The following is a 22,376-nucleotide window of genomic DNA, read 5'->3' as shown; positions in this document are numbered from 1 at the left end:
ATGCAGGAGGATGCCAAGGCGAAGCTGCTGAGGGAGGCGGAGGCGAGAGCCGAGCAAATAGTTAGGGATGCTGAAGCTGAAGCGGAAAGAATAGTTAAGGAAGCGGAGGCGAAGTGGAGGGAGAGAGCTGAAGCGGAAAGAAAGAGGATCACTAGTGAAGCCGAGCGAGAAGCCAACACAATCATTTCTGAAGCCCTGAGAGAGGCGAGGCTACTCGTGTCAAAGGAGTATGAGAAAGCCGTGGAAGACGTGTTGAGAGAGGCCTATGACTCCGTGAGGAAACGCAGCTTCGACATCGAGAACTCCATCAGGAACCTGATAAGGGAGTCCCTGAGGCTTGTCAATGCACCGAAGAAAATAGTTGTGAGTAAAGGCGACTTGGAGGCAGCCAGAAGGATAGTCGCCGAGCTAGGGTTGCCGGGCGTGGTAGTGGAGGCAGGCGACATTGATGGAGGCGTCATAGTGGAGTCGGAGTCCGGCATAGTGGTTGACAACACCTATGAGTCGAGGCTGAGAGAGTTCCAGAGTAAGCACATGGATGAGGTAAGAAGGATTCTCTGGGGCTGAGAAACAGCATGCTGGTTGAATCGAGCAGGTTCTTTTTAACTAAGAGCGACTACCTTAACATACTCTCATCGCAGAGCCTTGAGACAGCCGTGGGGTATTTAAGCGATAAATTCCTCGCAACGGACATAGGTAGACTGGCCGAGCCACACAGGATGGATTTAAGATCCCTATACATAGCGATCGATCAAGGATACAGCAGGGTCGTGGAAGACCTTCTAGACGGGACTGGTGTAGGCAGGGTAGCTGCCAGGAGAATACTGTGGCTCCTGGCAGCACCGGATCTCTACCTCTCCCTCAACGCGCTCTCAACGAATGTGAAGCCCCCCTTGCTTACATCCCCGCTTCCAGCCGTGCTCCCAGGGAACCTGGATCCTGGGCGACTCCAGGAGCTGAAGAAGTCTCTGCCAAGGGAGCTACACGGCATGATCAACGAGTACATCGATAAGAAGAATGTTTCCCTGCAACAGCTCGTCAAGACCCTCGACGCACTTGCACAAGGCTTCGAGAAGGTGAAGGGCTACGAGCTAGGTGTGTTAACTGGGCTGCTCCACGACCTACTAGTTATCAAGGTCTGCATCGGGGTAGCCGATGTGAGGCCGCTGCAGCCAAGGGCTTTCTCACTGAGCCCCGAGGATTTATACGAGGGTTGTGGAAGAGGTGTAAGCGAGCTCATACCAATACTTTCACGAGCCAGGCCGGCTGCAGGAGTATTCGCAAGCGTCCTCAGCGATGCATTAAGGTTCTCACCGGGGGTTGAGGCCCTCGACTTAGCCACATACACTGGTGCATCACACTTAGCCTCACTCGTGCTAAAGGGGTCGGAGCCTGAGACTGTTGCCAGGCTACTTCTCAAGTTGCTCGGCCAGTACGTGCTTTTAAAACTCTCTCTAACAGTAGTCCACTCCGGCCTCTACAGGCAGGAGGCTGTTCAATTCGTTAATAGATGGGTGGGATAGCATGTACAGGGGTAGGGTACTGGTCATAGGTGACGAATATCTCTCCCTAATAGGTGTTGCAGGCGGTGCTGACTCAGTGGTTTACAGTGGCGGTTGCAGTAATTTGGTTGAAAAGCTCCGCGGCTCCATAGCGAACTACGTGGTGCTGATCACTTATAGACATGTATTAGATGAGTGCCCTGAATTAAGGAACCTGGTGGATGAGGCGAAAACCCTTGTCGTCGAACTCGAGAAGCCTGAGGAAGCATCCAGGATCAATGTTAAACAATACTATGCTGAGATCGCTAGGAAATACCTCGGCATAGAGATACCTATATAACTTGAATCCCGTAATCCTAATCAGATAGAACCATGTTTTAACCATGAGAGGTTAACGGTATGAGTAGGCCTGCTGGAAGAATATACCGTGTCTCAGGCCCCCTCGTAGTGGCTGAAGGCATGCGCGGCGTAAGCGTCTACGAGGTCATAGAGATCGGTGAGGAGAAACTGATAGGTGAAGCCATAGGGGTTGAAGGCGATAAAGCCATCATACAGGTCTACGAGGATACCTCAGGACTGAAGGTAGGAGACCCCGTTTACCCAACAGGCCACCCGTTATCAGCTGAGCTGGGCCCAGGACTCATAAAATCCATATTCGACGGTATTCAACGCCCCCTGCCAGTGCTTGAAGCCCTCTCAGGCATCTTCGTAAGGAAGGGGATTAAGGCGCCGCCACTACCCCGTGACAAGAAATGGTATTTCACACCACTGGTTAAACCAGGGGAAAAGGTGAGCGAGGGAGACTTCATCGGTTACGTTAATGAAACCGATGTAGTTAGACACTACATAATGGTTCCACCAGGCGTCAAGGGGAGCGTTGAGTGGGTTGCCGGCGAAGGAGACTACACGATGGTGGAGCCGGTTGCCAGGATCAATGGGAGAGATGTAACGATGCTGCAGGAATGGCCGGTTAGAAGACCGAGGCCCTTCAGGGAGAAGCTTGATCCACGGGAACCATTCATAACGGGTGTCAGAGTCATAGACTTCCTCTTCCCGCTGGCCAAGGGCGGTAAAGCAGCTGTGCCAGGCGGGTTTGGGACAGGTAAAACCGTCCTACTCCACAGCATTACAAAGTGGAGTGAAGCCGATATAACGATCTACATAGGGTGCGGTGAGCGGGGGAACGAGATGGCCGACGCATTGAACAGCTTCATAAAACTCGTTGATCCAAGGACGGGTAAACCCATGATGGAGAGAAGCATCTTCATCGCGAACACGAGTAACATGCCGGTGGCAGCCAGGGAGGCAAGCGTCTTCCTCGGAGTCACCATCGGGGAGTACTTCAGGGACATGGGGTACAATGTCCTGCTCGTAGCCGACTCCACGAGTAGGTGGGCTGAGGCCATGAGGGAGATCAGCGGGCGTCTAGAAGAACTCCCAGGCGAGGAGGGGTTCCCAGCCTACCTGGCTTCAAGGCTTGCACAGTTCTACGAGAGAAGCGGTTATGTTAAGACCATTGGCTCCGCTGAGAGGCTGGGCAGCCTCACCATAATGGGCGCTGTATCCCCACCCGGGGCGGACTTCAGTGAGCCCGTGACCCAGGCTACCCTCAGGTTGATCAGGGCACTCTACGCGCTGGACGTGAACCTAGCGTATAGGAGACACTACCCCTCCATCAACTGGTTGACGAGCTTCAGCCTCTACGTGGATAATGTGCGTGAATGGTGGTCTAAGATAAGCCCGGAGTACTCGTATCTCAGGGAGAAGATATCGTGGCTTCTCCAGAGGGAGGCCGAGCTCGAGGAACTAGTGAGACTAGTAGGGGCGGATGCACTGCCAGTCGAGGATAGACTCGTCCTCGAGGTGGCCAGGATGATTAGGGAGGACTTCCTTCAGCAGGACGCGTTCAGCACTGTTGACGCGTTCTCCCACCCGGTTAAAACATCAAGGATGGCGGCTGTAATCGTCAGGTTCTACGAGAAATCCATTGAAGCAGTGAAGCAGGGAGTAGCCTTCGAGAAGATACGTAGCATGAGGATTAGGGAGAGGATAGCTAGGATGAAGGATATACCGTTCGGCGACAACGATAAAGAGTTCGAGGGCATACTCTCAGACATGGAGAACGAGTTCAAGGCGCTCATGGAGGGTGGTAGATAGTGGAGTCCAAGCTCGCCACGAGAGTATCCAGCCGGCTCCTCAAAGCACAGGGTGGACTATTATTTGCTGAAACAATACCGGGTGTAACATACGGTGAAATAGTCGAGGTACTCCTGCCCACGGGTGAAGCCAAGCTGGGACAGGTGATAGACGTCAGCAGGGATGCCACAGTTATACAGGTATTCGGTGGAGTAGCAGACGTAGACCTACTCAAGTCGCGTGTCAAGTACCGTGGGGAAACACTCAGGATACCGGTAAGCATAGACATGCTGGGGAGGGTCTTCGACGGCCTCGGCAGACCCATCGACAATGGTCCAAGGATAGTACCCGAAGACTACCTTGACATCAATGGTGCCCCACTCAACCCTGCTTCAAGGCTCCCGCCCTCAGAGTTCATTGAGACAGGTATCTCAGCCATCGACGGATTATTCAGTATTGTGAGAGGACAGAAGCTCCCGATCTTCAGTGGCTCAGGCCTACCACATAACAGGATAGCCGCGCAAATAGTTAGGCAGGCGAGAGTGCTCGGTAAGGAGGAGAAGTTCGCCATGGTGTTCGCAGCCATAGGTGTACCCTACGATGACGCCATGTTCTTCATAGAAAACTTCAGGAGGACTGGAGCGCTTGAGAGAACCGTTGCACTAATCAACACTGCCAGCTCACCAGTCATCGAGAGAATTGCGACGCCACGCGTAGCGTTAACCATAGCTGAACACCTGGCCTGGACGCATGACATGCATGTCCTAGTAGTGTTGACGGATATGACGTTCTACTGTGAAGCCCTCAGAGAGCTTAGCGCTGCAAGGGAGGAGGTTCCAGGCAGGAGGGGTTACCCAGGATACATGTACACGGATCTAGCCACAATATACGAGCGTGCTGGACGTGTACGAGGCAAGAAGGGGAGTGTAACCCAGCTACCCATACTCACAATGCCCGACGACGACATCACCCATCCAATACCCGACTTAACCGGTTACATCACGGAGGGCCAGCTCGTCTTATCGAGACAGCTATGGATGAAAGGCATATACCCGCCCTTCGACCCGTTGATGAGCTTGTCGAGATTGATGAAGGACGGTATAGGTGCCGGTAAGACAAGGGAGGACCATCACGGTGTATTCATGCAGCTCATGAGCGCCTATGCAGAGGGAACAAGGCTGAGAGAGCTTTCAGTAATAGTTGGCACCGAGGCATTAACGCAGAGAGATAAGAAGTACCTTGAGTTCGCCGACAGGTTCGAGAGAGAATTCATTGGACAGGGGGAGTACGAGCATCGAACAATCGAGGAGACCTTGAACAAGGGATGGGAACTCCTAGCCATACTGCCCGAGGACGAGTTGAAGAAGGTTAAGGTAGAACACATAAGAAAGTATCATCCAGGATACAGGGGGAGGAACTCTCAGGCCGGTTGAATAGTTCTTTTCAACCAGTAATCCTTCCCCGCACACGAGACCCGTGATCACTGCTCCCTCGACCCGTTCTCCAAGCCGAGAATACCCCGTATGCTAGGCCTAGCCACCCTGTGGGAAACCCTCACCCTTTTAGGGTGGGAAGAAGTTGAATCCCTTGAGGCGTGGAGCATGAATGCCACGGTACTGTTCACTGGTGGAAAGGACTCTGTTTACGCTCTTCACAAGGCCGCCGAGGCAGGATATAGGATTGTTGTTCTCTCATCGATTATCCCGCTTTACAGGTACTCTATGCTGTATCATCAACCCTACTTCAATATCCTGCAGGCACAGTCGCAGTCGCTTGGCATACCTCTCGAAACCATTGGAGTTAGTGAGGGAGAGATGGAGATAGACGCGTTGAGGATGTTGCTTACAAGGGTTCGGGACAGGTATGGTGTGAAGGTAGTTGTGAGCGGAGCCATAGCCAGCAACTATCAGAGAAAGAGGTTTGAACAAGTTGTAGGGGAACTAGGGCTTGAACTCTATACTCCCCTATGGGGTAGGAACCCCTACAAGTACTTGGGGGAGCTCCTTGAAAACGGTATCAGGTTCATTATCATGTCTATAACCAGCATGGGTATACCGTTGGAAATACTGGGCAGGGAGATAGAGGCGGAGGATGTTGAAAGGCTGATCAAGCTGGCACGGAAATACGGGTTTGACCCATCCTTCGAGGGGGGAGACGCTGAAACAATAGTTGTTGACTCGCCCTTATTCAAATACAGGCTACTCATAGCGGGTGAGAAGAAGATATTATCGGAGTACGAGGGTTACTATGAGCCCTCCGCGGTGAGACTCGTTAAAAAACCTACTTCAACCTCTCAACATAGACCTTTATCGTTTCAGCAAGGTTCTCCGGTTTAGTGTACCATTTATCATATTTGAATGATTTGCCGTCGGCGGTGGTCAACGTAATATAGTCCTTCTCGTCTCGTATCGTGAGAAGAGTCTTCCCCTCCTTCATGATCATGACCTCCATCGCCGACTTATCCTGGAATTTCACGCCTGGCACCTTGCCGGCTACCTGGATCTTCAGTTGCTTTATGTACTCACTCATCGATAACACCTTGGAAACATTTCTTGATTAAGGGATTTAATTCAGGGTTTAAAAATAATCACGGTAAGTAAGAAGCCTCGGGCTACAGGAGCATAGCAAGCGTCCATGCTGTCACAACTGAAAGCCCCGTCCCTCGCGGAAATGAAGAATCTCTGCCCACCCCCGCAGATGACGTATGTAAACCCGAAGAGATATGGGGAACCAGTGAACTCCCTGAAGGAAAACCCCCTTTAAGACGGGGGCTCAGACATTAATAGGTTACGCCTAGCAACGCGTATCTGTCCGCCTTAGCCTTACCGCACGCCGTGTATTGTGAGGGCGGCGGCAGGTTTAACGGTGACTCCGTTATCTCCCCTAGGACGTTCTTACCGGTTTCCTTCTCGAGCTCCTCAGCACACTCCCTGCTTCCATCCCATGGCGCGATCACCAGTCCATCGAACCCCTTGTCCTCCGGGTGTTCTGGGAGGAACACTGTCTTCCTGGCCAAGTGCTCCAGGGCTCTGCTTCTGAGGTACTCGTTTATCTCCGACCATATTTTACGGAGTAGATCTACTGCCTCCTCGAGCTTGACCACGTGTTTCTCCCTCTTATCCCGCCTAGCAATGGTTACCGTGGATGCATCGAGCTCCTTTCTACCCACTTCTATCCTTGTTGGGACCCCCTTCATCTCCCAGTAGTAGTATTTCCATCCAGGCGTGTGCTCTTGATCCGTGTCCACGAAGACCCTTACACCATGCGCCTTAAGGATGTTGCTGACTTTGAACGCGTATTCCAAGACCTGGTTTTCACCGGGCTTCATCACGGGTACTATGACTACTTGTATTGGCGCGATATCCGGCGGGAAGAACAGGCCTGTTTCATCCCCGTGTATCCCTATAACGGCTCCCAGAACCCTTTCACTCACACCGTAGCATGTCTGGTAGACATGTTTCTCTACGCCGTCGGTGTCCATGTACTTTATCTCGAATGCCTTGGCGAACTTCTGCCCTAGGTTAATGACGCTTCCTAGTTCGAGGCCTTTACCATCGGGCATCACGGTTATGAAGTCATAGTTGTATTCTGCCCCGGCGAAAGTGTCCCATGGAGGTGTCTTCACTATGAAGTATGGTAGCTGGAGCCTGTTGAAGAACTCCTTGTATATCGCTATTGCTTCACTAATCTGCTTCTCAGCCTCCTCCATGGTTGCATGTGCTGTATGAGCCTCTATGAAGCCCATTATCTCCCTTACCCTTAGTATGGGGTGAGTCATCTTCGTTTCATATCTGAACACGTTTACTACCTGGTACATCTTGAGCGGTAGATCCTTTCTCCCCTTTATCCACATGTTCCACATGTAGTACATTACTGTTTCACTGGTTGGCCTGACAAACAGCCTCTCGTTAAACTTCCTTGTAACCGTCCCCTCTACCACGAATGTTTCACCGCCGAAGCCCTTCAGGAAGTCTTTCTCCCTTGAGAACACGCTCTCTGGAACCATTGTGGGGAAGTAGGCCTCCTGGTGGCCTGTCTCCTCCAGTAGATCCATGAGTATCCTCTGAGTCAACCTCAATGCTTTCAAGCCATAGGGCATCCAGACATTCATGCCTTTAACAGGGTACCGTATATCTATGATGCCGGCTTCCTTCAGAACACTGTGATACCACTCCGGGAAATCCTTGTATTTATCTATCCCGATGCTCTTCCTGGCGCTCATCCACTACACCTTTGAGGCTTTGCCTACATGCCTCCAGCTCCAGGGTCTTATTAAACAGTTCATTAGACTTAATAAGCGTGGCTGAGTCAATCCTCCTAGCCACATCCTCGAGTATCTTCAGCTTAACCCTGGCATCCAGGACTATGCCGCTTAGACCCCATGCCACAACCCTGCCATACATCTCGGAGGCTTCTTCAAGGATGCCGCGGCATCCCCTGAGTGCAGCGGAGTAACCCATGTGACTTATGCAGGCATGGAACCCGGTGCCTGTAACCAAGTAGATTGACGACAGGGTTGACACATACCTGGTTAAGGCTCTCACAGCGCCCCGGGGCCCTAGGAGTCTACTTGACTCATGTATCCTGGCAAGGAGATCCCTGTGTTCTAGAGGGGTGTCTCCAAGTTTACCGATTAATCCACGCCACATGCTTCTAAGCATTGCCTCCGGGTCCCTTGCCGCCTCCACTAGGTGTTGTGTGAGCCTCTTCAAGCCTTCGTGGTTGATTATTACGTCAGGCTTTAACCCGGTTAAAGCCACTGCTGGAACCCCGTGGCCGAGGTACGTTAGGCTATCTAGGGCGAAGTGTGCTCCGGCTTCATTGAGGTGGATGCCTGTAGGGATACTGTTGTAGCTGAGTATGGGTGCCGGGTTATCCACTATTGATGCGTTGTCCCCGCCACCAGCCTCTACATTTATGTCTAGAACCACTTTTTCGAGTTCACTCTTAGAGCTGAGGATCCCGAGGAGGTGTCTAGAGCCCCAGGACCATGTATAGCTGTTTAACCATGGGTCACCGTGTTCTTTAGCCGTGAAGGAGATGAGAATAACGCTGCTTCCACCAACCGTTGCGGCAGAGGCAACTATATCCCTCAGCATCTCTGAATACCTCTCTATGAAGCCGGCGTCACCCGGTAACCCGTCGTGATGCGTTGACACATGTATCACGTTTCCCTCATCCCCGTTAACCCCTGCCACGAGTGTTCTCCCTGTTGCCTCGCTTAAACCAGCGTCAACCTCTACAGTGATCCTCGCTTCTTCACGCTGGAGATTCCTCGCAGCATCCGCCTCGAGGACCACCACTGGGATACCTGGAGGAGTATCCGGGTTCATTACGGGTATGCTGCTAGATAACACTGCATCACTCATCCGCCTGCCTTTTCCACCAATCAATACCACTGCCTCTGCCCCTGCTTTAAGTGCCTCGCCAACCATGAATCTTAGCTCTAGTATGGATTCAGGATACTTGTAAAGGAGCACCCTGCCGTTTAAGCCCCCTGCGACCACGCGGAGTGTACTAGCTTGCAGTGCCAGGCCCTCTCCAATGGATTTAGATGCATATGGTAGTGGGTTGCACTCGTACTCCTCCCCGTTAACCCTAACCATGCATTTACTCCACTCCCATTTGACTACTGGTATCGTGTGAAGCGTTGTCCAGTCCACGTGTTCCTCTATTATTCCTTTCAGCTTCTCAACCACCCTTCTCTCCATGGTTGAACCCGGCTCCACGTACCCTGCCACGCTACCCCCCTTGGCTGCTTCAAGAGCTTTAATATGGTGATACCTTATATGAGGATTCACGGGGAGAAGCATTCATGGCGGCAACCATACTGGAGCTGGAGAGCGTTAAGAACCTTGACTCCCTGCTAGGGAGCCTGAGTAGCAAGGGATATAGGATTGAGGTGGGTCCCCACGCCGTTATGGAGGATCACAGCGAGGTCGCCGTATTCAAGGGGTTTAAGGATGGTAAACCAGCCTTCATCATTATTGCACACTATATCTCGCAGTATTACAGGGCGGTGTTGAGCAACGGGTATAAGGAGGATCAGGCGTTCCTAGAGGAATTACTGAGGATCAAGTATAGCGGGGAGAAGTGGAGTATACCGGTTAACCCGGTTTTCATAGCCGTCCTCGACGAGGGTGTTACAAGGGATCTCGAAGGCTACAGCGACGACTACCCTGTTAGCGATGGAGGGCTCCTCGTGGAAAAGTATCGTGAAAGCAACCCGAGCTACAAGGAGATACCGAGGATCATCGTGGCAAGACTCCTGGATGAGGCCTAAGCCTCAAGGGCCGGTGAAGCCGCCTGTTGGCTACTGCCACAGTAAGGGCAGTACAATGCGTCGGCAGGGATCTCCCTGCCGCATTTCACGCAACGCCTCAACCCGCCTGTGCCTCCCCCTATCTTCTCCTGGTACTCCTTCTTCAGGTCCTCTATTGAGAGGTGGAGGTAGACCTGGGTTGTCTTGATGTCAGCGTGGCCGAGCAGCCTCTGGAGGCTTGGCAGGCTCAGGCCACGCCTCAGCGCCCTGGTTGCGAACGTGTGTCTCAACACGTGTGGACGGATCTTTTCCGGAGGAATGCCTGCTCTCGCCGCAAGCCTCTTGAGCTTCTTGTAGAGGCCGCTGTACGTCAGGTTGAAGAGCCTGTCCCCTGGCTTGAGACCGTTCAACGCTATCCATGAGCGCAGCATCTCGAAGGTTTCCCCTGTGGCGGTGACATACCTTTCCTTACCGTACTTAGCTGATGAAACCCTTATCACCCTGCTGTGGAAGTCCACGTCCTCTACGCGGAGCCCGAGGAGCTCCCGGCTTCTCAACCCTGTGTCGACGAGGAGTCTCAATATCAATTTATCCAAGGGGGTTCTGGCGGCATTCATCAGCTTCTCGATTTCTTCATCGCTCAAAGCGTTGATACGGGCCGGGGGCTTCTTAACCGATGATACACCGATATTCAACCCGAGCCACTCGAAGAACCTTTTAAGGAACATGGTGTAATAGTGGAGTGTGACCTGCCATTTCTCCCTCCCCTCCATCTTCCTGTTCGGGAACCCGTTTCTCAACCGTTCATTACGCCACGCCACTACATCCTTCAATGTAACCTCTCTAAGTGGTTTGCCACCTATGAAGCTGAGGAAGTCCTTGACGGCCGATAAGTAGGCTTTAACGGTTTCACTGGAAGCACCTGAAGCCTCAAGGGAGACCTTGAACTCCTCCAGTATTTCATCGTTGCCTAGTTCAAGTATGCCTTGAGGAGCCCTGCCTAGGTCTATTCTGCCTGGCAAACCTTACCCCACCTTCATGGAATCCATGGAGCCAGTGTTTTAAGGAGCGGGTCTACTAGGGTAGGTTTATATAGATTGGAGCTGAAAATGGAAGCTTGGGGAGTAGGCTAGATGCGTTGAGATGGGATGAGGAGGCGTGGCAGGTTAAACCCCTAGAGGGGATGAAGACGCCGCGCGGGGCTGACCATCCATTGATTGCGACAGGTGTAACCCATGTCTAGACGCATAATACTAGTCCATGGTGATAGTGACGGCGTCGCGTCGGGTGCACTGGCATACGCTTTCTTCAGTGCGAGGACAGATACACAGGTATTCTTCACCCACCCTGTTGGCTTATTAGGCGACCTCAAGGAGTTTACGCGTAACGGTGACGACTTGTTGATCGCTGACATAGCTTTGAACGAGACAACCGCTGTAGACGTCCTCAGGCTCCTCGAGGAGCGGGGACGCTACGGTAACGTTGTCTACATTGATCACCATCCGGAGCCCCTTGGGGTATCTCTCAGCAGTGTGGAAAGCATTAACATAGTTCACGACACCTGTTGCTCAGCATCAGAGCTCACATTCAGGTATCTTGTTGAGAACGGGTTGGATGAAGAATACTCCCGTGTAGCACTCTATGGTGCTATAGGGGATTACCTTGATGAAACGCCATGGGTTAAAAAGACCCTGGGTGAATGGGATAAGAGGGCCGTCTACCTTGAGGCAGGCGTACTAACCCAGGCATTGGAGGGCACCCGGAGAGACCACGAGTTTAAACGCAGGGTTGTCGAATACCTGTCCAAGAATAGTCTCCCAAGCTTGAACACCGCCATGGTTGAGAGAGCCCTGGAGCAGGCTAGACGCGACGAGGAGCTCAGGCTATGGGTTAAAGCGAATACGGTGGTTTACGGGGCCGTAGGATACGTGGTGAATCCGCCGGGCAGTGTCGGTAAAGCAGCCAACTATGCAAGGGTTTATGGGAGGGCAAGGATAGGGGTGGCAGTGGAGGAGCGTGGGGAAACATACGTGATGAGCTTGAGGAGCGATGGATCAGTGGACTTGAACAAGGTGCTCAGGCTGATGTCCAGGGAGATACCGGTTATGGGTGGAGGACACCCATTTGCAGCTGGCGCCAGGCTTGAAAAAAGGCTCTTCAAAGACTTCCTCACTAAGCTGAATGAGGCTGCTGGTTACCCCTTAGATCAATAACTTCATTTTCTCCTCTATGAGTTTCGCAGCATCCTCCCTGTTCAACTGGGAGGGCTTAGCCTTCCTCAACTCCTCAATTATTTTTCCAGGAGCCTCAATATATTGATCCACCCTGCCACGCACCCTGGCTAGATACCTGTACACCTTGTCTCCATCCCCCAGTAGTATTGCGTCGAGCGCTACGTCCTCCCCGCTGGGTGCGAGTGTGACCACCCCCATTGACGAGCCGTCCTTCCCAGTGATCTTCAAGAGGTATCCGCCCTCCACTGTCTCCCCGATCACGTCAAGCGAACCCACTGAGTCAAGCGGGTCTCCACCGGGCTTAACTGCCTCGAGACCTGTTTCCCCGGCTTCCTCACCGCTGAGTATTTTCTCCGCTTCTTCACGGCTCGGCGCCTCCTTGTACTGCTCCTGGATCTCCCTGAGCTTTTCAGCGATAACCTTGTTGACAGCGCCCTCTACTTCCTCGTCGGGAACCCTCTTGAATACTTCGAGTCTCAGTGAGTCGTAGAGCCACTTTATCCTCCCGGGTTCCCCTTCCACCACGTACTTTACCCTGACCCTTACAGCGTCGCCTTTATTCACCTTTAGCTCCCCGACAAGTATGTGGTAGAGTAGCATGTTGAGTTCTCCGGAGGCCCGTGCCACTTCTCTCGCGAACTCCTTATCCGTTTTAACCCTGCTTGACAGCTGGGCGTAGAGTGTTCTACGAACCTTGCCAGCGTATGCACCAGCTATGATTATACCGGTGTTCAGCTCTCCGCTGGTTTTCTCACTCATAAATGATCCCCAGTATTATTTGATCACCGGCGTGATATTAATATTTATCCACAGCCCGTTGAGAGGACTCTGACCCCCCGCCTTAAAAGGCGAGGCCTTCGGCTGTAAGGCTTTATTACTTGGTGAACCCTACTTTTATCATGGTGTACCGGGTTGACTTCGAAGAAGAGTTTCTCAGGCGTAGTCATCGGGATCGAACAGGTGGAGGGCTACGATAAGCCGCTCCTATATGTGCATGGTGAGGCAGAGGGCTATGAGGGGGAGTTCTATGTTCTCGTACCGGACGAGGAGTTAGAGAACTACATGAGGCTTGGGATAGGGCAGAGGATTGAGGGGGTTGGGGTAGAGGAGTCTGGAAGCCCCCTTGTACTAAGGAAGCTGGTGGTGTAAGCGTGAAGCCCCTGGAGAAACCCCCGAGGATCAAGGTTTTAGAAGCGGCTGGAAGCATCGGGGACAACAGGGTTAGGGTGGTTGACTCCACACATGCTGTTGTCACTTCGAGCACTGGGGAGAGGAGTTACAGGGTTGTCTTGATCCAGGAGGAGGCAGGCGTCTTCAGGGTGTATAGTGATGATAATGGAACTATTCACAGGGGCTACATTGGATACCCTATTATAGCCTTCATGATCCTTAAAGGACTCCTCCCAGTGGATAACACAGTGGTGAAGGCGTTCACGGGCATACCGTGGAAGGAGTTGAACGAGAAGTATAAGAAGTATTCCGTTGTCGAGAACATCGTGATCTCGAGGGCTGAGCGCATGGGGGTTCCGAGGAATGTAGTAGACGACTACATTAATGTGGTTCTCAAGAAGCTCGGCATTTACAAGGTGTTCTTCGACGAGTCCCTTGCGAACGCCTAGCGTGTATCCGTCAACCCAGCGATATTCTTCCACGCACTATTCTAAGATACCTCTCCTCGACAAGCCTGTAGAGTATCCTCCTAGCTGCTTCACGGCTCACACCGAGCTCCAGTGATATCGCTCTCACGGCATCCTTCACCGTTACCTCGCCGTGCTCAGCCATGAGCCCTGTAACAAGGTCGTATGCGCGTCCATAGGCTCCCTCAGGCTTATCTATGAAGCGCAATCCCTCCGGGTTGACGAGTATCCTTAGGGTCCTGCCGCCCTGCATCCTCATGATGTATGTCCTCTCATCGATCCTATCGATGAACATCTTCGCGAAGAACCTGGGTATCCTAATGGGTGAACCGGGAGTCGTGAAGACGAGTATGTTGTCGTGTCCCTCGGCGAGCCCCTCTAGATCCATGTCCTGAGTAGGCTCGAACACTATGAGGAGGCTGCCTCCACCCGGAGCCCGTTCACCGCTGTCAGGTGCATTTATGTATGCTGTGTCAACTGCTCCCTGCAGCATGTTACCTGGGTCTAGCAGTGTAACCCTGGAACCGGCTTCCGCAATTATCTCGGATGCCAGTTTCAGCTTTATAACCATATAGTGGCTTACCACAGCCTTGAAGCCCCTTGTGAAGAGTTGTAGAGGAACCATGTTCACACGCTCTCAATGCTTCAACACTACCATTATTTTCTTGTCTAGGAATAATAGTTTACTCGGTGATATGCTTGGAGGAGATGTACAGAGGGTGGGTTGAACAGCTTAGAGGAGCCCTCATGGAGTGGGGGAGGTATAGGATTCACGGGGTGTTCAACAAGATAGTTGTTCTAGGCATGGGGGGCAGCGGCATAGTCGGCGACTTCCTGTCAGCGCTCTCAATGATTCATGGAGGCCTCCCGGTTTTCACGTTGAAGAGCCATGTGTCACCGGGTTTCATTGATTCCGGCACGCTGGCTATATCGGTTAGTTACAGTGGCAACACCAGGGAGACTATTCTGGCCACCATGGGTGTCCTTGGGAGGGCTGGCGGTGTCGCCGTTGTTTCCAGTGGAGGCTACCTAAGGGAGTTGGCTTTAAAGCACGGCATACCATTCATCCCGTTGCCCTCTGGGCTAGCCCCCAGGGCGTCTCTCCCATCCATGCTCTTCAAGATCCTCGGCTTACTTGACTCAAGTGGCTTAAGGATCGTGGGCAGGGGGGAGGCTGAGGAGGCGTTCGCCTTCATCAAGGATAACATGGGCGGGGCCGAGGAGGAAGCACGGAGACTGGCTGAATGGATTAACAGCGTCCAGGGCCTCCTCGTCATCGCCACTCACACACCCCTTGAACCCCTAGCTGTTAGAGGTAAGAACGAGTTCAACGAGAACAGCAAGATCCCCGTTAAGGTTGACGTCGCGCCTGAATGGATGCACAACGATATAGTGGGATACGAGCAACCCGGGATCCCCCTCAGGGTGGTTGAGGTCGTTGATCCAAGTGATAGAGTGGGACGCGGGCTCGTTGAATTCATGCATGGAGTATACGTGGAGACCGGTGCGTCAACATATAGGTTGGCTCTGAGGGGAGGCACCCTACTAGAGAAGATGATGTACGGCAGCCTTGTCCTAGGGTTGGCTAGCTGTAGGCTTGCAAGGCTCAGAGGAATTGACCCGCTTGAGACAAAGAGCATTAAAAGGTACAAGGAGTCCGTTGACAGCTTACTTCAGGCCTAGCAGCCTCCACGTGGAGCTGGCCTCCTCTCCGCCCTAAGGGAAACCCTTTTAGGGCGGGGGGAAGCCGGCTGCCGCTACACTAGGTCACCTGGTATACCGTCTGGACTATATGCTACTCTGGGTTTCAGACCCGTCCTCGCCATGAGCTCTACTACGTGAGGGTAGAGGAAGACGTATTCTTCCTCCAGGTTGTCTGCAAGCCCCTTGTCTATTTCCCTTAGCCTCTCCTTCAATATATCTACTCCCCTGGGTTCTGAGAAGGAGAGCATTACTGCTGGATGAGTGCTCACGCCTTCATTAAGGAGGTTTTCAAGGGCTTTGAGCTGCAGGGAGAAGAACTCCCGGCGAGCCCCTGTAAGCCTGTGGAACTCGTCCTCGTTCACCCCTTTCAACGATACCCTGACGTGTAGGTGCTTGAACCCGGCGAGATCCCTGGCTTTAGCCTTGTCGGCACCTATGATTATCCCGTTTGTCTCCAGTATGAAGGTGTACCTGCCGTCCTGCTCGAAGAGCTCGAGGAGTTCCAGGAGATGCTGCCATGCAAGGGTGGGCTCGTTCCCTGAAACCCTTACATATCTGTAGCCTCTCCTAGACGCTATTGCTACAAGCCTCCCATATACTTCTCTAGGCGAGTAGAACTCCCCGTAGCTGGAGTAGTTGTCCCTCGGTATCCAGCCCCAGCAGAACCTGCATCTGAGATTACACCCCACGCAGTCTGCCGTGGCGATTCCACCATACCACCTGCCTCCCCTGAACCTGTAGTACTTCCTCTTGTCTCCCCTCGCAACGTGTTTCTCGACCTCGACCCCGAGCCTTAAAGGATCGTAGCCTGCTTCATGCATTAGCCTCTCCTTCAAACCATACATATGCATCATGCATCCCTTATATTCCACCGGTATGCCTGGGGCGCCCGCTGAAAATATTTTTACCTATACGACCACTCAACCTATCCCTGGAGGAGTCATGGAGAACCCTTTCAACGACTTCTACATGGAGTATGATGAGTGGTATGAATCAAACAGGTTGATATACGAGTCGGAGCTCAGGGCTGTTGAGAAAGCCTCAACACGTGTCCCAAGGCCGTGGCTCGAGATCGGTGTTGGAAGCGGGAGGTTTTCATCACCGCTCAGAATAGACGTGGGCATCGATCCATCTGAGAGAATTATTTCACTGGCATACGAAAGAGGTGTTGAGTCTGTTGTAGGGGTTGGCGAGGAGCTCCCGTTCAGGGATTCATGCTTCGGCGGGGTCTTCATTATAGTGACCTTGTGCTTCGTGGATAACCCGCTGAGGGTTCTCAAGGAGTCGTGGAGGGTTCTCAGGGATGATGGGTATGTTATCGTGGGCTTCGTGCCGAGGGAGAGCCCGTGGGGGAGGCTCTACGTGGAGAAGAAGGCGAAGGGACACCGGTTCTATAGGCTGGCGAGATTCTACAGTGTGAGCGAGGTGTACGAGATGCTGGAGGCATCGGGATTTAAGACTGTGTCAGTTGTGTCAACCCTTCTCCAGGGACCCGGCGATGTTAGATTTGCTGAGACACCTGTGGAGGGATATGTGGAGGGCGCCGGCTTCATAGTTGTGAAGGCTGGGAAGAAACATGCACTATAGCTTAAAAACACCCTGGTGGATCCTTATCAATAATGAATCAAGGGGCCGTAGTCTAGCCTGGCTAGGATGCGGGGCTTGGGCCCCCGTGACCCGGGGTTCAAATCCCCGCGGCCCCATTCACTACTCCGAGACCAGTGTAGTTGACTACCCTCGCCTACTCTTCTCCGCCTTCCCGTGGAGGCCTGTGTAGATTAACGGTGTGCCGTATAATACTAGTCCCATGGCTGTGTATAAGGGTATCTTCAGGATTCCCCCGGTTCTGGCGGCAAGGTATAGTACTGCTATAAGTACGCCTGACGCGGCCAGCATCTCTAAGCGGGGTCTCAGGGCTGAATTCCTCAACGCCTTAACCGATTCCTCGATGAATACTGCTGAGATCGCTGTGGCAGCCCCGACTCCCAGTAGTCCTTGGGCTGTGGTGCCACCCGGGTTCAACACTAGTGCTATGAGTGATAAGGCTGAAACCGCCGTGCCTGTGGCGAGCATTGTTTTCCCCAGGGAAAGCCTGGTCCCCGCCTGGTTTAATGCTACTGATACGGTTAGCCCTACCACTACTCCACCTGCAACATCGATAGGGTAGTGTGCCCGGAGGTAGAGTCTGCTCAGCGAGACACCTGTAACCATTACCAGCGACAGGGCTGCTAGGCACGCCTCCCTCCTGAGTAGTGTCAGCATGCTCCAGAAGGATGCTGAGACCTGTGCATGGCCGCTTGGGAAGCCGGGTCCCTCCACTTTTACAAGGGGGTTGGGGGGTCTAGGAGTGTTGAACAAGTGCTTTAACGCCAGGTTGAGTGCGCCTGAGGCGGTTGTCGCGAGAACCGTGTATACGCCTATGTAGGGGTCCACTAGGTAGAAGAGTATTATGCCGGTGAACAGGTAGATGTATTCCTCCCCCAGGAGGCTCCATACCTTCCAAGCAGCCGTGTTGTTGAGAAGCATGCTTAATGCGAGGGCTACCCCCATGTATAATGCCGCCTGGCACTTCACACTACGCATTTTCCCAGGCATGCCTTCACCCGAGGAGCTGGGTTGTTTATCTCACTTGACACTGCTACACGTATAAAAATTTATAGGTGTAGTAGGCTAACACACGCCTAGAGCCCCGGGGGGTCCCTAGGCCTTACCGCATGCCCGTGTCCTTCAGGCGGGCAGATGATGACATGACGGTAGGCGGAGCCGGTGAAGATCGTTCTCCTAGCTGATCAAACCCTGAACATCCAGAAGGCAACTAGCCCCAGCATCATTTCGAGAAGGGTCTCCTTCCTCGCTTCCTCAAGCACGTTCTTCTCACGGGGCTTCCTGTAGGCCTTCACCATGGAGTACAGGTAGAGGCCGCCGGCAACCGATATAACGGCCTTGTAGACTATGCCTGAGCCCGCTACCACCCCAGTAGTGATGCCTGCAGCCGGCCCAGCGATCCCTGCGAAGACCAGTAGCTTGGCTGACTCCTCGACGCCGAGCTTCAACGGTATGGTGCTGTAACCATGGAGCCTGTCGCCCTCCACATCCTGCATGGCCTTCAACACCTCCCTGCCGAGGGTGACCACGAATATCGTGATGGATAACCCGAGGGCTACATGGATACTGCTGGAGGGGGATCCAGCAGCCACATAGCCGTAGGCTATGGGCCCCGTTGTAGAAGCCGCTACTATCAGCTGGCTCCACCAGTGCTTCCTGAGGAAGCTGTAGCCTAGGCCGAGAGCCGAGTAAACCACTGTCACCAATGCTAAACCCTTATCCACAGGCAGGTTTACGGCTAGGGCTATAAGGGGGAGAAGTATGGAGAGTGCTAGAGCCACCCTTGGAGACGCCCTCCCGCTGGGCAGGGGCTTCCAGGGCTTGTTAACCCTGTCAACACCTAGATCCACCACATCGTTAACCAGCATCGAGGCGGCTGTAACCGTGAAGCCTGTGGCGAAGCCGGCGGCAAGCCTTACAACACCTAGGCAGTCAACACAGTAGTTGCTGAACATCAACGACATGAATACTGCTCCAACACCACTCATAAGGGAGTTAGGTATCCTCATCATTGAAAAATAATCTAAGACACCCATACCCACCACTACTAGTTGATGAAAAGCCAGGAGAGGAATAAAACCGTTACGAGCGCTGCAGAGGTGCCTGCAGACAGGGTTTATACCCGAATCCATGAGACCCCGCCAAACCGTAGTATAGTGCAGCTCGTCCCCTGGGTGAAGCCACGGCGTTCGGGCTCTTGGGAGCGGCGGGCTGAACCCCTCGGGTAACCCCTTGGGGCTTACACCCCCGCCCCATCAACCCCGTCTTCTACGGGAGCCCGCGCCGCCACGGTAACCCGTGACGGCAGGCCGCCTCTTTTCGGGGAGGGGTTCCCGCTTAGATGCTTTCAGCGGTTACCCCTTGCGGCGTGGCTGCCCGGCGTTGCCCGCCAGGACAACCGGTAAACCAGAGGCCGCGCCGCCCCGTTCCTCTCGTACTGAGGGCAGCTTCCCCTCAGGCGGCCCGCACCCCCCGCGGGTAGAGTCCGACCTGTCTCACGACGGTCTAAACCCAGCTCACGTTCCCCTTTAATGGGCGGGCAGCCCCACCCTTGGGGGCTGCTGCACCCCCAGGATGGGAAGAGCCGACATCGATGTAGCAAACCGCGGGGTCGATGGGAGCTCTCGCCCGCGACGACTCTGTTATCCCCGGGGTAACTTTTCTGTCATGCCCGGCCCCCACCGAGGGGGGCACGAGCGTTCGCTAGGCCGCGGTTTCCCGGCCGGACCCCTTGTGTTCAAGGGTCCGGTCAGGCCGGCTTTTGCCCTTGCACTCTACGGCGGAGCTCTGACCCGCCTGAGCCGACCTTTGGGCGCCCGTGTTATCTTTTCGCGGGCGTGCCGCCCCAGCCGAACCGCCCACCTGGCGTTGTCCTCCCGGCTACCCGGGAGTAAGGCATCCAGGTCACGGTGGGTGGTGTTTCATTGCCGCCTCCACCGTGCCCGAAGGCACGGCATCACAGGCTCCCACCTACGCTACGCGCCGCGACCCGGATGCCAGCGCCAGGCTGCGGTGAAGCTCCACGGGGACTTATCGCCCTGCGGGGGGTTGCCGGCCTATGCACCGGCTCCGTGTCTTCACGGGGCCCCAGGCCAGGACAGTGGGGACCTCGTTGATCCATTCATGCGCGCCGGAACTTACCCGGCAAGGCATTTGGCTACCTTAAGAGAGTCAGAGTTACTCCCGGCCTTCAGCGGCGCTTCGCCGGGTTGGACCCCGGTTTCACGGACCGCCAGTGGCCAGGATTCAGCCCCCGTACAAACCCTTTCGGGCTTGCGGGGACCTATGTTTTTATTAAACAGTCAGGCCCCCCTAGGCACTGCGGCCTGCGGTCCCAGGGGTGTGCCCCAAGACCGCAGGCACCCCTTCTCCCGAAGTTACGGGGCCAATTTGCCGAGTTCCCTGGCCTGGGTTAGCCCCCACACGCCTTGGGCTTCTAACCCAGGGGCACCTGTGTCGGTTCTCGGTACGGTCACGGGGGATCGTTCCCCGCCCCCTTTTCAAGGGCCCCTGGAATCGGCGGAAGGCTCCCAAGGGAGCCCCATTCCCGGCTTCGGCCCCTTCTCACCATGACGGTACTCCGGGACCTTCACCGGTTAGCTGGGTCGCACCCATACGGGTGCCCCCAGTCCGCCTATCCAGAGGCGTCAGAGGCGGGGCTTGCGTTGCCGCACCTACCCCCGTGGCACGGGAATATTAACCCGTTTCCCATTCCCCGGGTCCGTGTTACGGCCCGGGTTAGGACCGGCTAACCCTCGGCCGACGACCGTTGCCGAGGAACCCTTGCCCTTTCCGGCGGAGGGGATTCACACCCCTCTTCGCTGTTACTGCCGCCGGGATCTTCACCCGGATCGGGTCCACCGGACCTCACGGCCCGGCTTCTGCCCCGACCCGGCGCCCGCCTACCGGATCACGGCTCCATCGGAGCCGTGCCCCGGGGTCTCGGCGGCCGGCTTGAGCCCCGACCAATCTTCGGGGCCCCGCGGCTCGGCGGGTGAGCTGTTACGCACTCTTTAAAGGATGGCTGCTGTTAGGCCCACCTCCCCGCTGTCTAAGCCGCGGGACGCCCTTTTGGTTAGCACTTAGCCGGCACTTTGGGGCCTTAACCCCGGTCTGGGTTGTTCCCCTCGCGGCCCCCAACCTTACGCCGGGGAACCCCACTCCCGCCATCTACGGTGGCCACAGGTTCGGAGTTGGACCGGGGACCGAGGCCTTTCGGCCTCCGCATCCCCGATCCGTAGCTCTACCCCGTGGCCCACCTCCGGCGGGGCTGGGCTGAGACCCACTTCGGCGGGAACCAGCTATCACCGGGCTAGATTGGTCTTTTGCCCCTAGACGGGGGTCATGGGAACGAATTGCACGTCAGAACCCTTTCGGGCCTCCACCGGGGTTTCCCCCGGCTTCGCCCTGCCCCCGCCTAGATCGCCCGGTTTCTGGTCCCACGGCAGTGACTCCGGGCCCTTTGGGACCCCGCCCCTCGCCGCCTTGCGGCGGTTGCGGGCCTGTCGGTTTCCCTACGCCTCCGGGGCTTTGACCCCCTTAGGCTCGCCACTGCCGTGGACTCCCCGGCCCGTGTTTCAAGACGGACGGCACGACCCTGGTCAGCCCGCCTCGTACTCCCGGGTCACCCCGGTTTCCTTTAGCGGGCTTCACTCCTTGAGGGCCGTGCCGTATGTAGCCGCCCGGTTTCAGGCTCTTTTCACCCCCCTTGCGGGGTGCTTTTCAGCTTTCCCTCACGGTACTTAGTGCGCTATCGGTCTCGGGACGTATTTAGCCTTGGAGGTCGGTGACCCCCGACTTCCCACGGCAAAACCAAGCCGTGGTACTCTGCTCCACGGCGCAGGCCCCCATCGTTTAGCCTACGGGGCTGTCACCCTCTACGGCGGGCCTTTCCAGGCCACTTCGGCTACGATGGGTAGGCCTGCTGGGGTCGAGCCCCAGCCGTGGAGCCTGTAACCCCACATCTCTCCACGGTCGTCCCGTGGAGATTTGGTTTGGGCTGTCCCCCTTTCGGTCGCCCCTACTCAGGGGATCCCGTTTGGTTTCTTCTCCTCCCCCTACTAAGATGTTTCCGTTCGGGGGGTTCCCGCCCGGTACTCCCCTCGCGGGTTTCCCGGGCGCCACGGGTTTAACCCGTGGCGGGAAGTCCCATTCGGCGATCCCGGGTTCAACGGCTGCCTGCGCCTACCCCGGGCTTATCGCAGCTTGCCACGGCCTTCCTCGGCGCCCGAGCCGAGCCATCCACCGGGCGGCGTCGTCGCCGTGCCCAAGGGACGAGAGGCGGGGTCTCATGGAT

Annotated in this window: 22 protein-coding genes, 1 tRNA gene and 1 rRNA gene; 14 read left to right on the top strand and 10 right to left on the bottom strand. The window is 54.9% G+C overall.

Translation table 11 applies throughout. The features are described 5' to 3' along the window. From DESMU_RS00450 to DESMU_RS00425, 6 genes are all read left to right on the top strand, one after another. Positions 1–567 (top strand): V-type ATP synthase subunit E, encoded by a 567-nt coding sequence (locus DESMU_RS00450; protein WP_048813476.1) that lies wholly within the window; start codon positions 1–3, stop codon positions 565–567. 8 nt (positions 568–575) lie between these two features. After that, complete coding sequence (locus DESMU_RS00445) at positions 576–1,523, top strand: hypothetical protein (RefSeq protein ID WP_013561624.1); 948 nt, start codon at positions 576–578, stop codon at positions 1,521–1,523. Position 1,524: 1 nt separating this feature from the next. After that, positions 1,525–1,842 carry a hypothetical protein gene (locus DESMU_RS00440; protein WP_013561623.1) on the top strand — a complete coding sequence of 106 codons (318 nt, stop codon included), beginning with the start codon at positions 1,525–1,527 and terminating at the stop codon, positions 1,840–1,842. A 59-nt stretch (positions 1,843–1,901) separates the two neighbouring features. Further along, positions 1,902–3,659 (top strand): V-type ATP synthase subunit A, encoded by a 1,758-nt coding sequence (locus DESMU_RS00435; protein WP_013561622.1) that lies wholly within the window; start codon positions 1,902–1,904, stop codon positions 3,657–3,659. Beyond that, positions 3,659–5,071, top strand: a complete 1,413-nt coding sequence (locus tag DESMU_RS00430; protein WP_013561621.1) for a V-type ATP synthase subunit B — start codon at positions 3,659–3,661, stop codon at positions 5,069–5,071. Before DESMU_RS00435 ends, DESMU_RS00430 begins: the two co-directional genes overlap by 1 nt. A 168-nt stretch (positions 5,072–5,239) precedes the next feature. Then, positions 5,240–5,974, top strand: coding sequence for a diphthine--ammonia ligase (locus DESMU_RS00425; protein ID WP_013561620.1), 735 nt, complete (start codon positions 5,240–5,242; stop codon positions 5,972–5,974). Here DESMU_RS00425 and DESMU_RS00420 read toward each other — a convergent pair. From DESMU_RS00420 to DESMU_RS00410, 3 genes are all read right to left on the bottom strand, one after another. Then, complete coding sequence (locus DESMU_RS00420; protein ID WP_013561619.1) at positions 5,919–6,167, bottom strand: hypothetical protein; 249 nt, start codon at positions 6,165–6,167, stop codon at positions 5,919–5,921. The two genes, DESMU_RS00425 and DESMU_RS00420, sit on opposite strands and share 56 nt — an antisense overlap. A gap of 250 nt (positions 6,168–6,417) precedes the next feature. Further along, the gene (gene proS / locus DESMU_RS00415; RefSeq protein ID WP_013561618.1) at positions 6,418–7,860 is read right to left on the bottom strand and encodes a proline--tRNA ligase; all 1,443 of its coding nucleotides are present in this window, start codon (positions 7,858–7,860) and stop codon (positions 6,418–6,420) included. Next, positions 7,829–9,379: an aminopeptidase Iap family-like protein gene (locus DESMU_RS00410; protein WP_013561617.1), complete on the bottom strand. Its 1,551-nt coding sequence runs from the start codon at positions 9,377–9,379 to the stop codon at positions 7,829–7,831. The genes proS and DESMU_RS00410 overlap by 32 nt, the downstream gene beginning before the upstream one ends. A 74-nt stretch (positions 9,380–9,453) precedes the next feature. On the opposite strand from DESMU_RS00410, the gene DESMU_RS00405 reads away from it, so the two are divergent. Then, on the top strand, positions 9,454–9,921 hold the full coding sequence (locus DESMU_RS00405) for a hypothetical protein (protein WP_013561616.1): 468 nt from the start codon (positions 9,454–9,456) through the stop codon (positions 9,919–9,921). Here the strand turns inward: DESMU_RS00405 and xerA are convergent. Then, positions 9,918–10,922, bottom strand: a complete 1,005-nt coding sequence (gene xerA, locus DESMU_RS00400; RefSeq protein WP_013561615.1) for a site-specific tyrosine recombinase/integron integrase — start codon at positions 10,920–10,922, stop codon at positions 9,918–9,920. The genes DESMU_RS00405 and xerA overlap by 4 nt on opposite strands. 95 nt (positions 10,923–11,017) lie before the next feature. Between xerA and DESMU_RS07255 the strand changes: the two genes are divergently transcribed. Together DESMU_RS07255 and DESMU_RS00395 are read left to right on the top strand one after the other, a co-directional pair. Beyond that, positions 11,018–11,143: a hypothetical protein gene (locus DESMU_RS07255; RefSeq protein WP_280980797.1), complete on the top strand. Its 126-nt coding sequence runs from the start codon at positions 11,018–11,020 to the stop codon at positions 11,141–11,143. Beyond that, positions 11,136–12,113, top strand: a complete 978-nt coding sequence (locus DESMU_RS00395) for a DHHA1 domain-containing protein (protein WP_013561614.1) — start codon at positions 11,136–11,138, stop codon at positions 12,111–12,113. The genes DESMU_RS07255 and DESMU_RS00395 overlap by 8 nt, the downstream gene beginning before the upstream one ends. Here the strand turns inward: DESMU_RS00395 and DESMU_RS00390 are convergent. After that, the gene (locus tag DESMU_RS00390) at positions 12,102–12,893 is read right to left on the bottom strand and encodes a DUF2258 domain-containing protein (RefSeq protein ID WP_013561613.1); all 792 of its coding nucleotides are present in this window, start codon (positions 12,891–12,893) and stop codon (positions 12,102–12,104) included. The two genes, DESMU_RS00395 and DESMU_RS00390, sit on opposite strands and share 12 nt — an antisense overlap. A gap of 153 nt (positions 12,894–13,046) precedes the next feature. Here DESMU_RS00390 and DESMU_RS00385 point away from each other — a divergent pair, with 153 nt between their 5' ends. Together DESMU_RS00385 and DESMU_RS00380 are read left to right on the top strand one after the other, a co-directional pair. Further along, positions 13,047–13,283, top strand: a complete 237-nt coding sequence (locus DESMU_RS00385; protein ID WP_013561612.1) for a hypothetical protein — start codon at positions 13,047–13,049, stop codon at positions 13,281–13,283. Between the two features lie 2 nt (positions 13,284–13,285). Beyond that, complete coding sequence (locus tag DESMU_RS00380; RefSeq protein ID WP_013561611.1) at positions 13,286–13,753, top strand: hypothetical protein; 468 nt, start codon at positions 13,286–13,288, stop codon at positions 13,751–13,753. Positions 13,754–13,763: 10 nt separating this feature from the next. Here the strand turns inward: DESMU_RS00380 and DESMU_RS00375 are convergent, their stop codons facing one another. After that, complete coding sequence (locus DESMU_RS00375; protein ID WP_013561610.1) at positions 13,764–14,396, bottom strand: helix-turn-helix domain-containing protein; 633 nt, start codon at positions 14,394–14,396, stop codon at positions 13,764–13,766. Between the two features lie 83 nt (positions 14,397–14,479). Between DESMU_RS00375 and DESMU_RS00370 the strand changes: the two genes are divergently transcribed. Further along, positions 14,480–15,454 (top strand): SIS domain-containing protein, encoded by a 975-nt coding sequence (locus DESMU_RS00370; RefSeq protein WP_245526495.1) that lies wholly within the window; start codon positions 14,480–14,482, stop codon positions 15,452–15,454. A 74-nt stretch (positions 15,455–15,528) separates the two neighbouring features. On the opposite strand, the gene DESMU_RS00365 is transcribed toward DESMU_RS00370, so the two are convergent. Beyond that, positions 15,529–16,320 carry a radical SAM protein gene (locus DESMU_RS00365; protein ID WP_013561608.1) on the bottom strand — a complete coding sequence of 264 codons (792 nt, stop codon included), beginning with the start codon at positions 16,318–16,320 and terminating at the stop codon, positions 15,529–15,531. A gap of 97 nt (positions 16,321–16,417) precedes the next feature. Between DESMU_RS00365 and DESMU_RS00360 the strand changes: the two genes are divergently transcribed. Further along, positions 16,418–17,062 (top strand): class I SAM-dependent methyltransferase, encoded by a 645-nt coding sequence (locus DESMU_RS00360; protein WP_013561607.1) that lies wholly within the window; start codon positions 16,418–16,420, stop codon positions 17,060–17,062. 41 nt (positions 17,063–17,103) lie between these two features. Continuing rightward, positions 17,104–17,178: transfer RNA gene (locus DESMU_RS00355), tRNA-Pro, on the top strand. A 28-nt stretch (positions 17,179–17,206) separates the two neighbouring features. Here DESMU_RS00355 and DESMU_RS00350 read toward each other — a convergent pair. The 3 genes from DESMU_RS00350 to DESMU_RS00340 form a co-directional block, all read right to left on the bottom strand. Beyond that, entirely contained in the window at positions 17,207–18,070 is an 864-nt protein-coding gene (locus tag DESMU_RS00350; RefSeq protein WP_013561606.1) for a phosphatase PAP2 family protein, read from the bottom strand. Between the two features lie 194 nt (positions 18,071–18,264). Then, the gene (locus DESMU_RS00345) at positions 18,265–19,212 is read right to left on the bottom strand and encodes a geranylgeranylglycerol-phosphate geranylgeranyltransferase (RefSeq protein WP_245526444.1); all 948 of its coding nucleotides are present in this window, start codon (positions 19,210–19,212) and stop codon (positions 18,265–18,267) included. Between the two features lie 45 nt (positions 19,213–19,257). Beyond that, a 23S ribosomal RNA gene (locus tag DESMU_RS00340) occupies positions 19,258–22,349 on the bottom strand. Positions 22,350–22,376 lie beyond the last annotated feature (27 nt).

Origin of the sequence: Desulfurococcus mucosus DSM 2162, assembly GCF_000186365.1 — an archaeon.
In the GTDB taxonomy this organism is placed as follows: Archaea; Thermoproteota; Thermoprotei_A; order Sulfolobales; family Desulfurococcaceae; genus Desulfurococcus; species Desulfurococcus mucosus.
Note: the sequence above shows the minus strand (reverse complement) of the source record. Positions and strands in the feature narration are given on the sequence as shown.

Excerpts from the sequence above, each read along its gene's own strand:
- DESMU_RS00435 (WP_013561622.1), top strand. The coding sequence starts at position 1,902 with ATGAGTAGGCCTGCTGGAAGAATATACCGTGTCTCAGGCCCCCTCGTA.
- proS (WP_013561618.1), bottom strand. The coding sequence starts at position 7,860 with ATGAGCGCCAGGAAGAGCATCGGGATAGATAAATACAAGGATTTCCCG.
- DESMU_RS00420 (WP_013561619.1), bottom strand. The coding sequence starts at position 6,167 with ATGAGTGAGTACATAAAGCAACTGAAGATCCAGGTAGCCGGCAAGGTG.
- DESMU_RS00370 (WP_245526495.1), top strand. The coding sequence starts at position 14,480 with ATGTACAGAGGGTGGGTTGAACAGCTTAGAGGAGCCCTCATGGAGTGG.
- DESMU_RS00360 (WP_013561607.1), top strand. The coding sequence starts at position 16,418 with ATGGAGAACCCTTTCAACGACTTCTACATGGAGTATGATGAGTGGTAT.
- DESMU_RS00365 (WP_013561608.1), bottom strand. The coding sequence starts at position 16,320 with ATGTATGGTTTGAAGGAGAGGCTAATGCATGAAGCAGGCTACGATCCT.
- DESMU_RS00375 (WP_013561610.1), bottom strand. The coding sequence starts at position 14,396 with ATGGTTCCTCTACAACTCTTCACAAGGGGCTTCAAGGCTGTGGTAAGC.
- DESMU_RS00345 (WP_245526444.1), bottom strand. The coding sequence starts at position 19,212 with ATGGATTCGGGTATAAACCCTGTCTGCAGGCACCTCTGCAGCGCTCGT.
- DESMU_RS00450 (WP_048813476.1), top strand. The coding sequence starts at position 1 with ATGCAGGAGGATGCCAAGGCGAAGCTGCTGAGGGAGGCGGAGGCGAGA.
- DESMU_RS00395 (WP_013561614.1), top strand. The coding sequence starts at position 11,136 with ATGTCTAGACGCATAATACTAGTCCATGGTGATAGTGACGGCGTCGCG.
- DESMU_RS00440 (WP_013561623.1), top strand. The coding sequence starts at position 1,525 with ATGTACAGGGGTAGGGTACTGGTCATAGGTGACGAATATCTCTCCCTA.
- DESMU_RS00425 (WP_013561620.1), top strand. The coding sequence starts at position 5,240 with ATGAATGCCACGGTACTGTTCACTGGTGGAAAGGACTCTGTTTACGCT.
- DESMU_RS00390 (WP_013561613.1), bottom strand. The coding sequence starts at position 12,893 with ATGAGTGAGAAAACCAGCGGAGAGCTGAACACCGGTATAATCATAGCT.
- DESMU_RS00350 (WP_013561606.1), bottom strand. The coding sequence starts at position 18,070 with ATGCCTGGGAAAATGCGTAGTGTGAAGTGCCAGGCGGCATTATACATG.
- DESMU_RS00405 (WP_013561616.1), top strand. The coding sequence starts at position 9,454 with ATGGCGGCAACCATACTGGAGCTGGAGAGCGTTAAGAACCTTGACTCC.
- DESMU_RS00445 (WP_013561624.1), top strand. The coding sequence starts at position 576 with ATGCTGGTTGAATCGAGCAGGTTCTTTTTAACTAAGAGCGACTACCTT.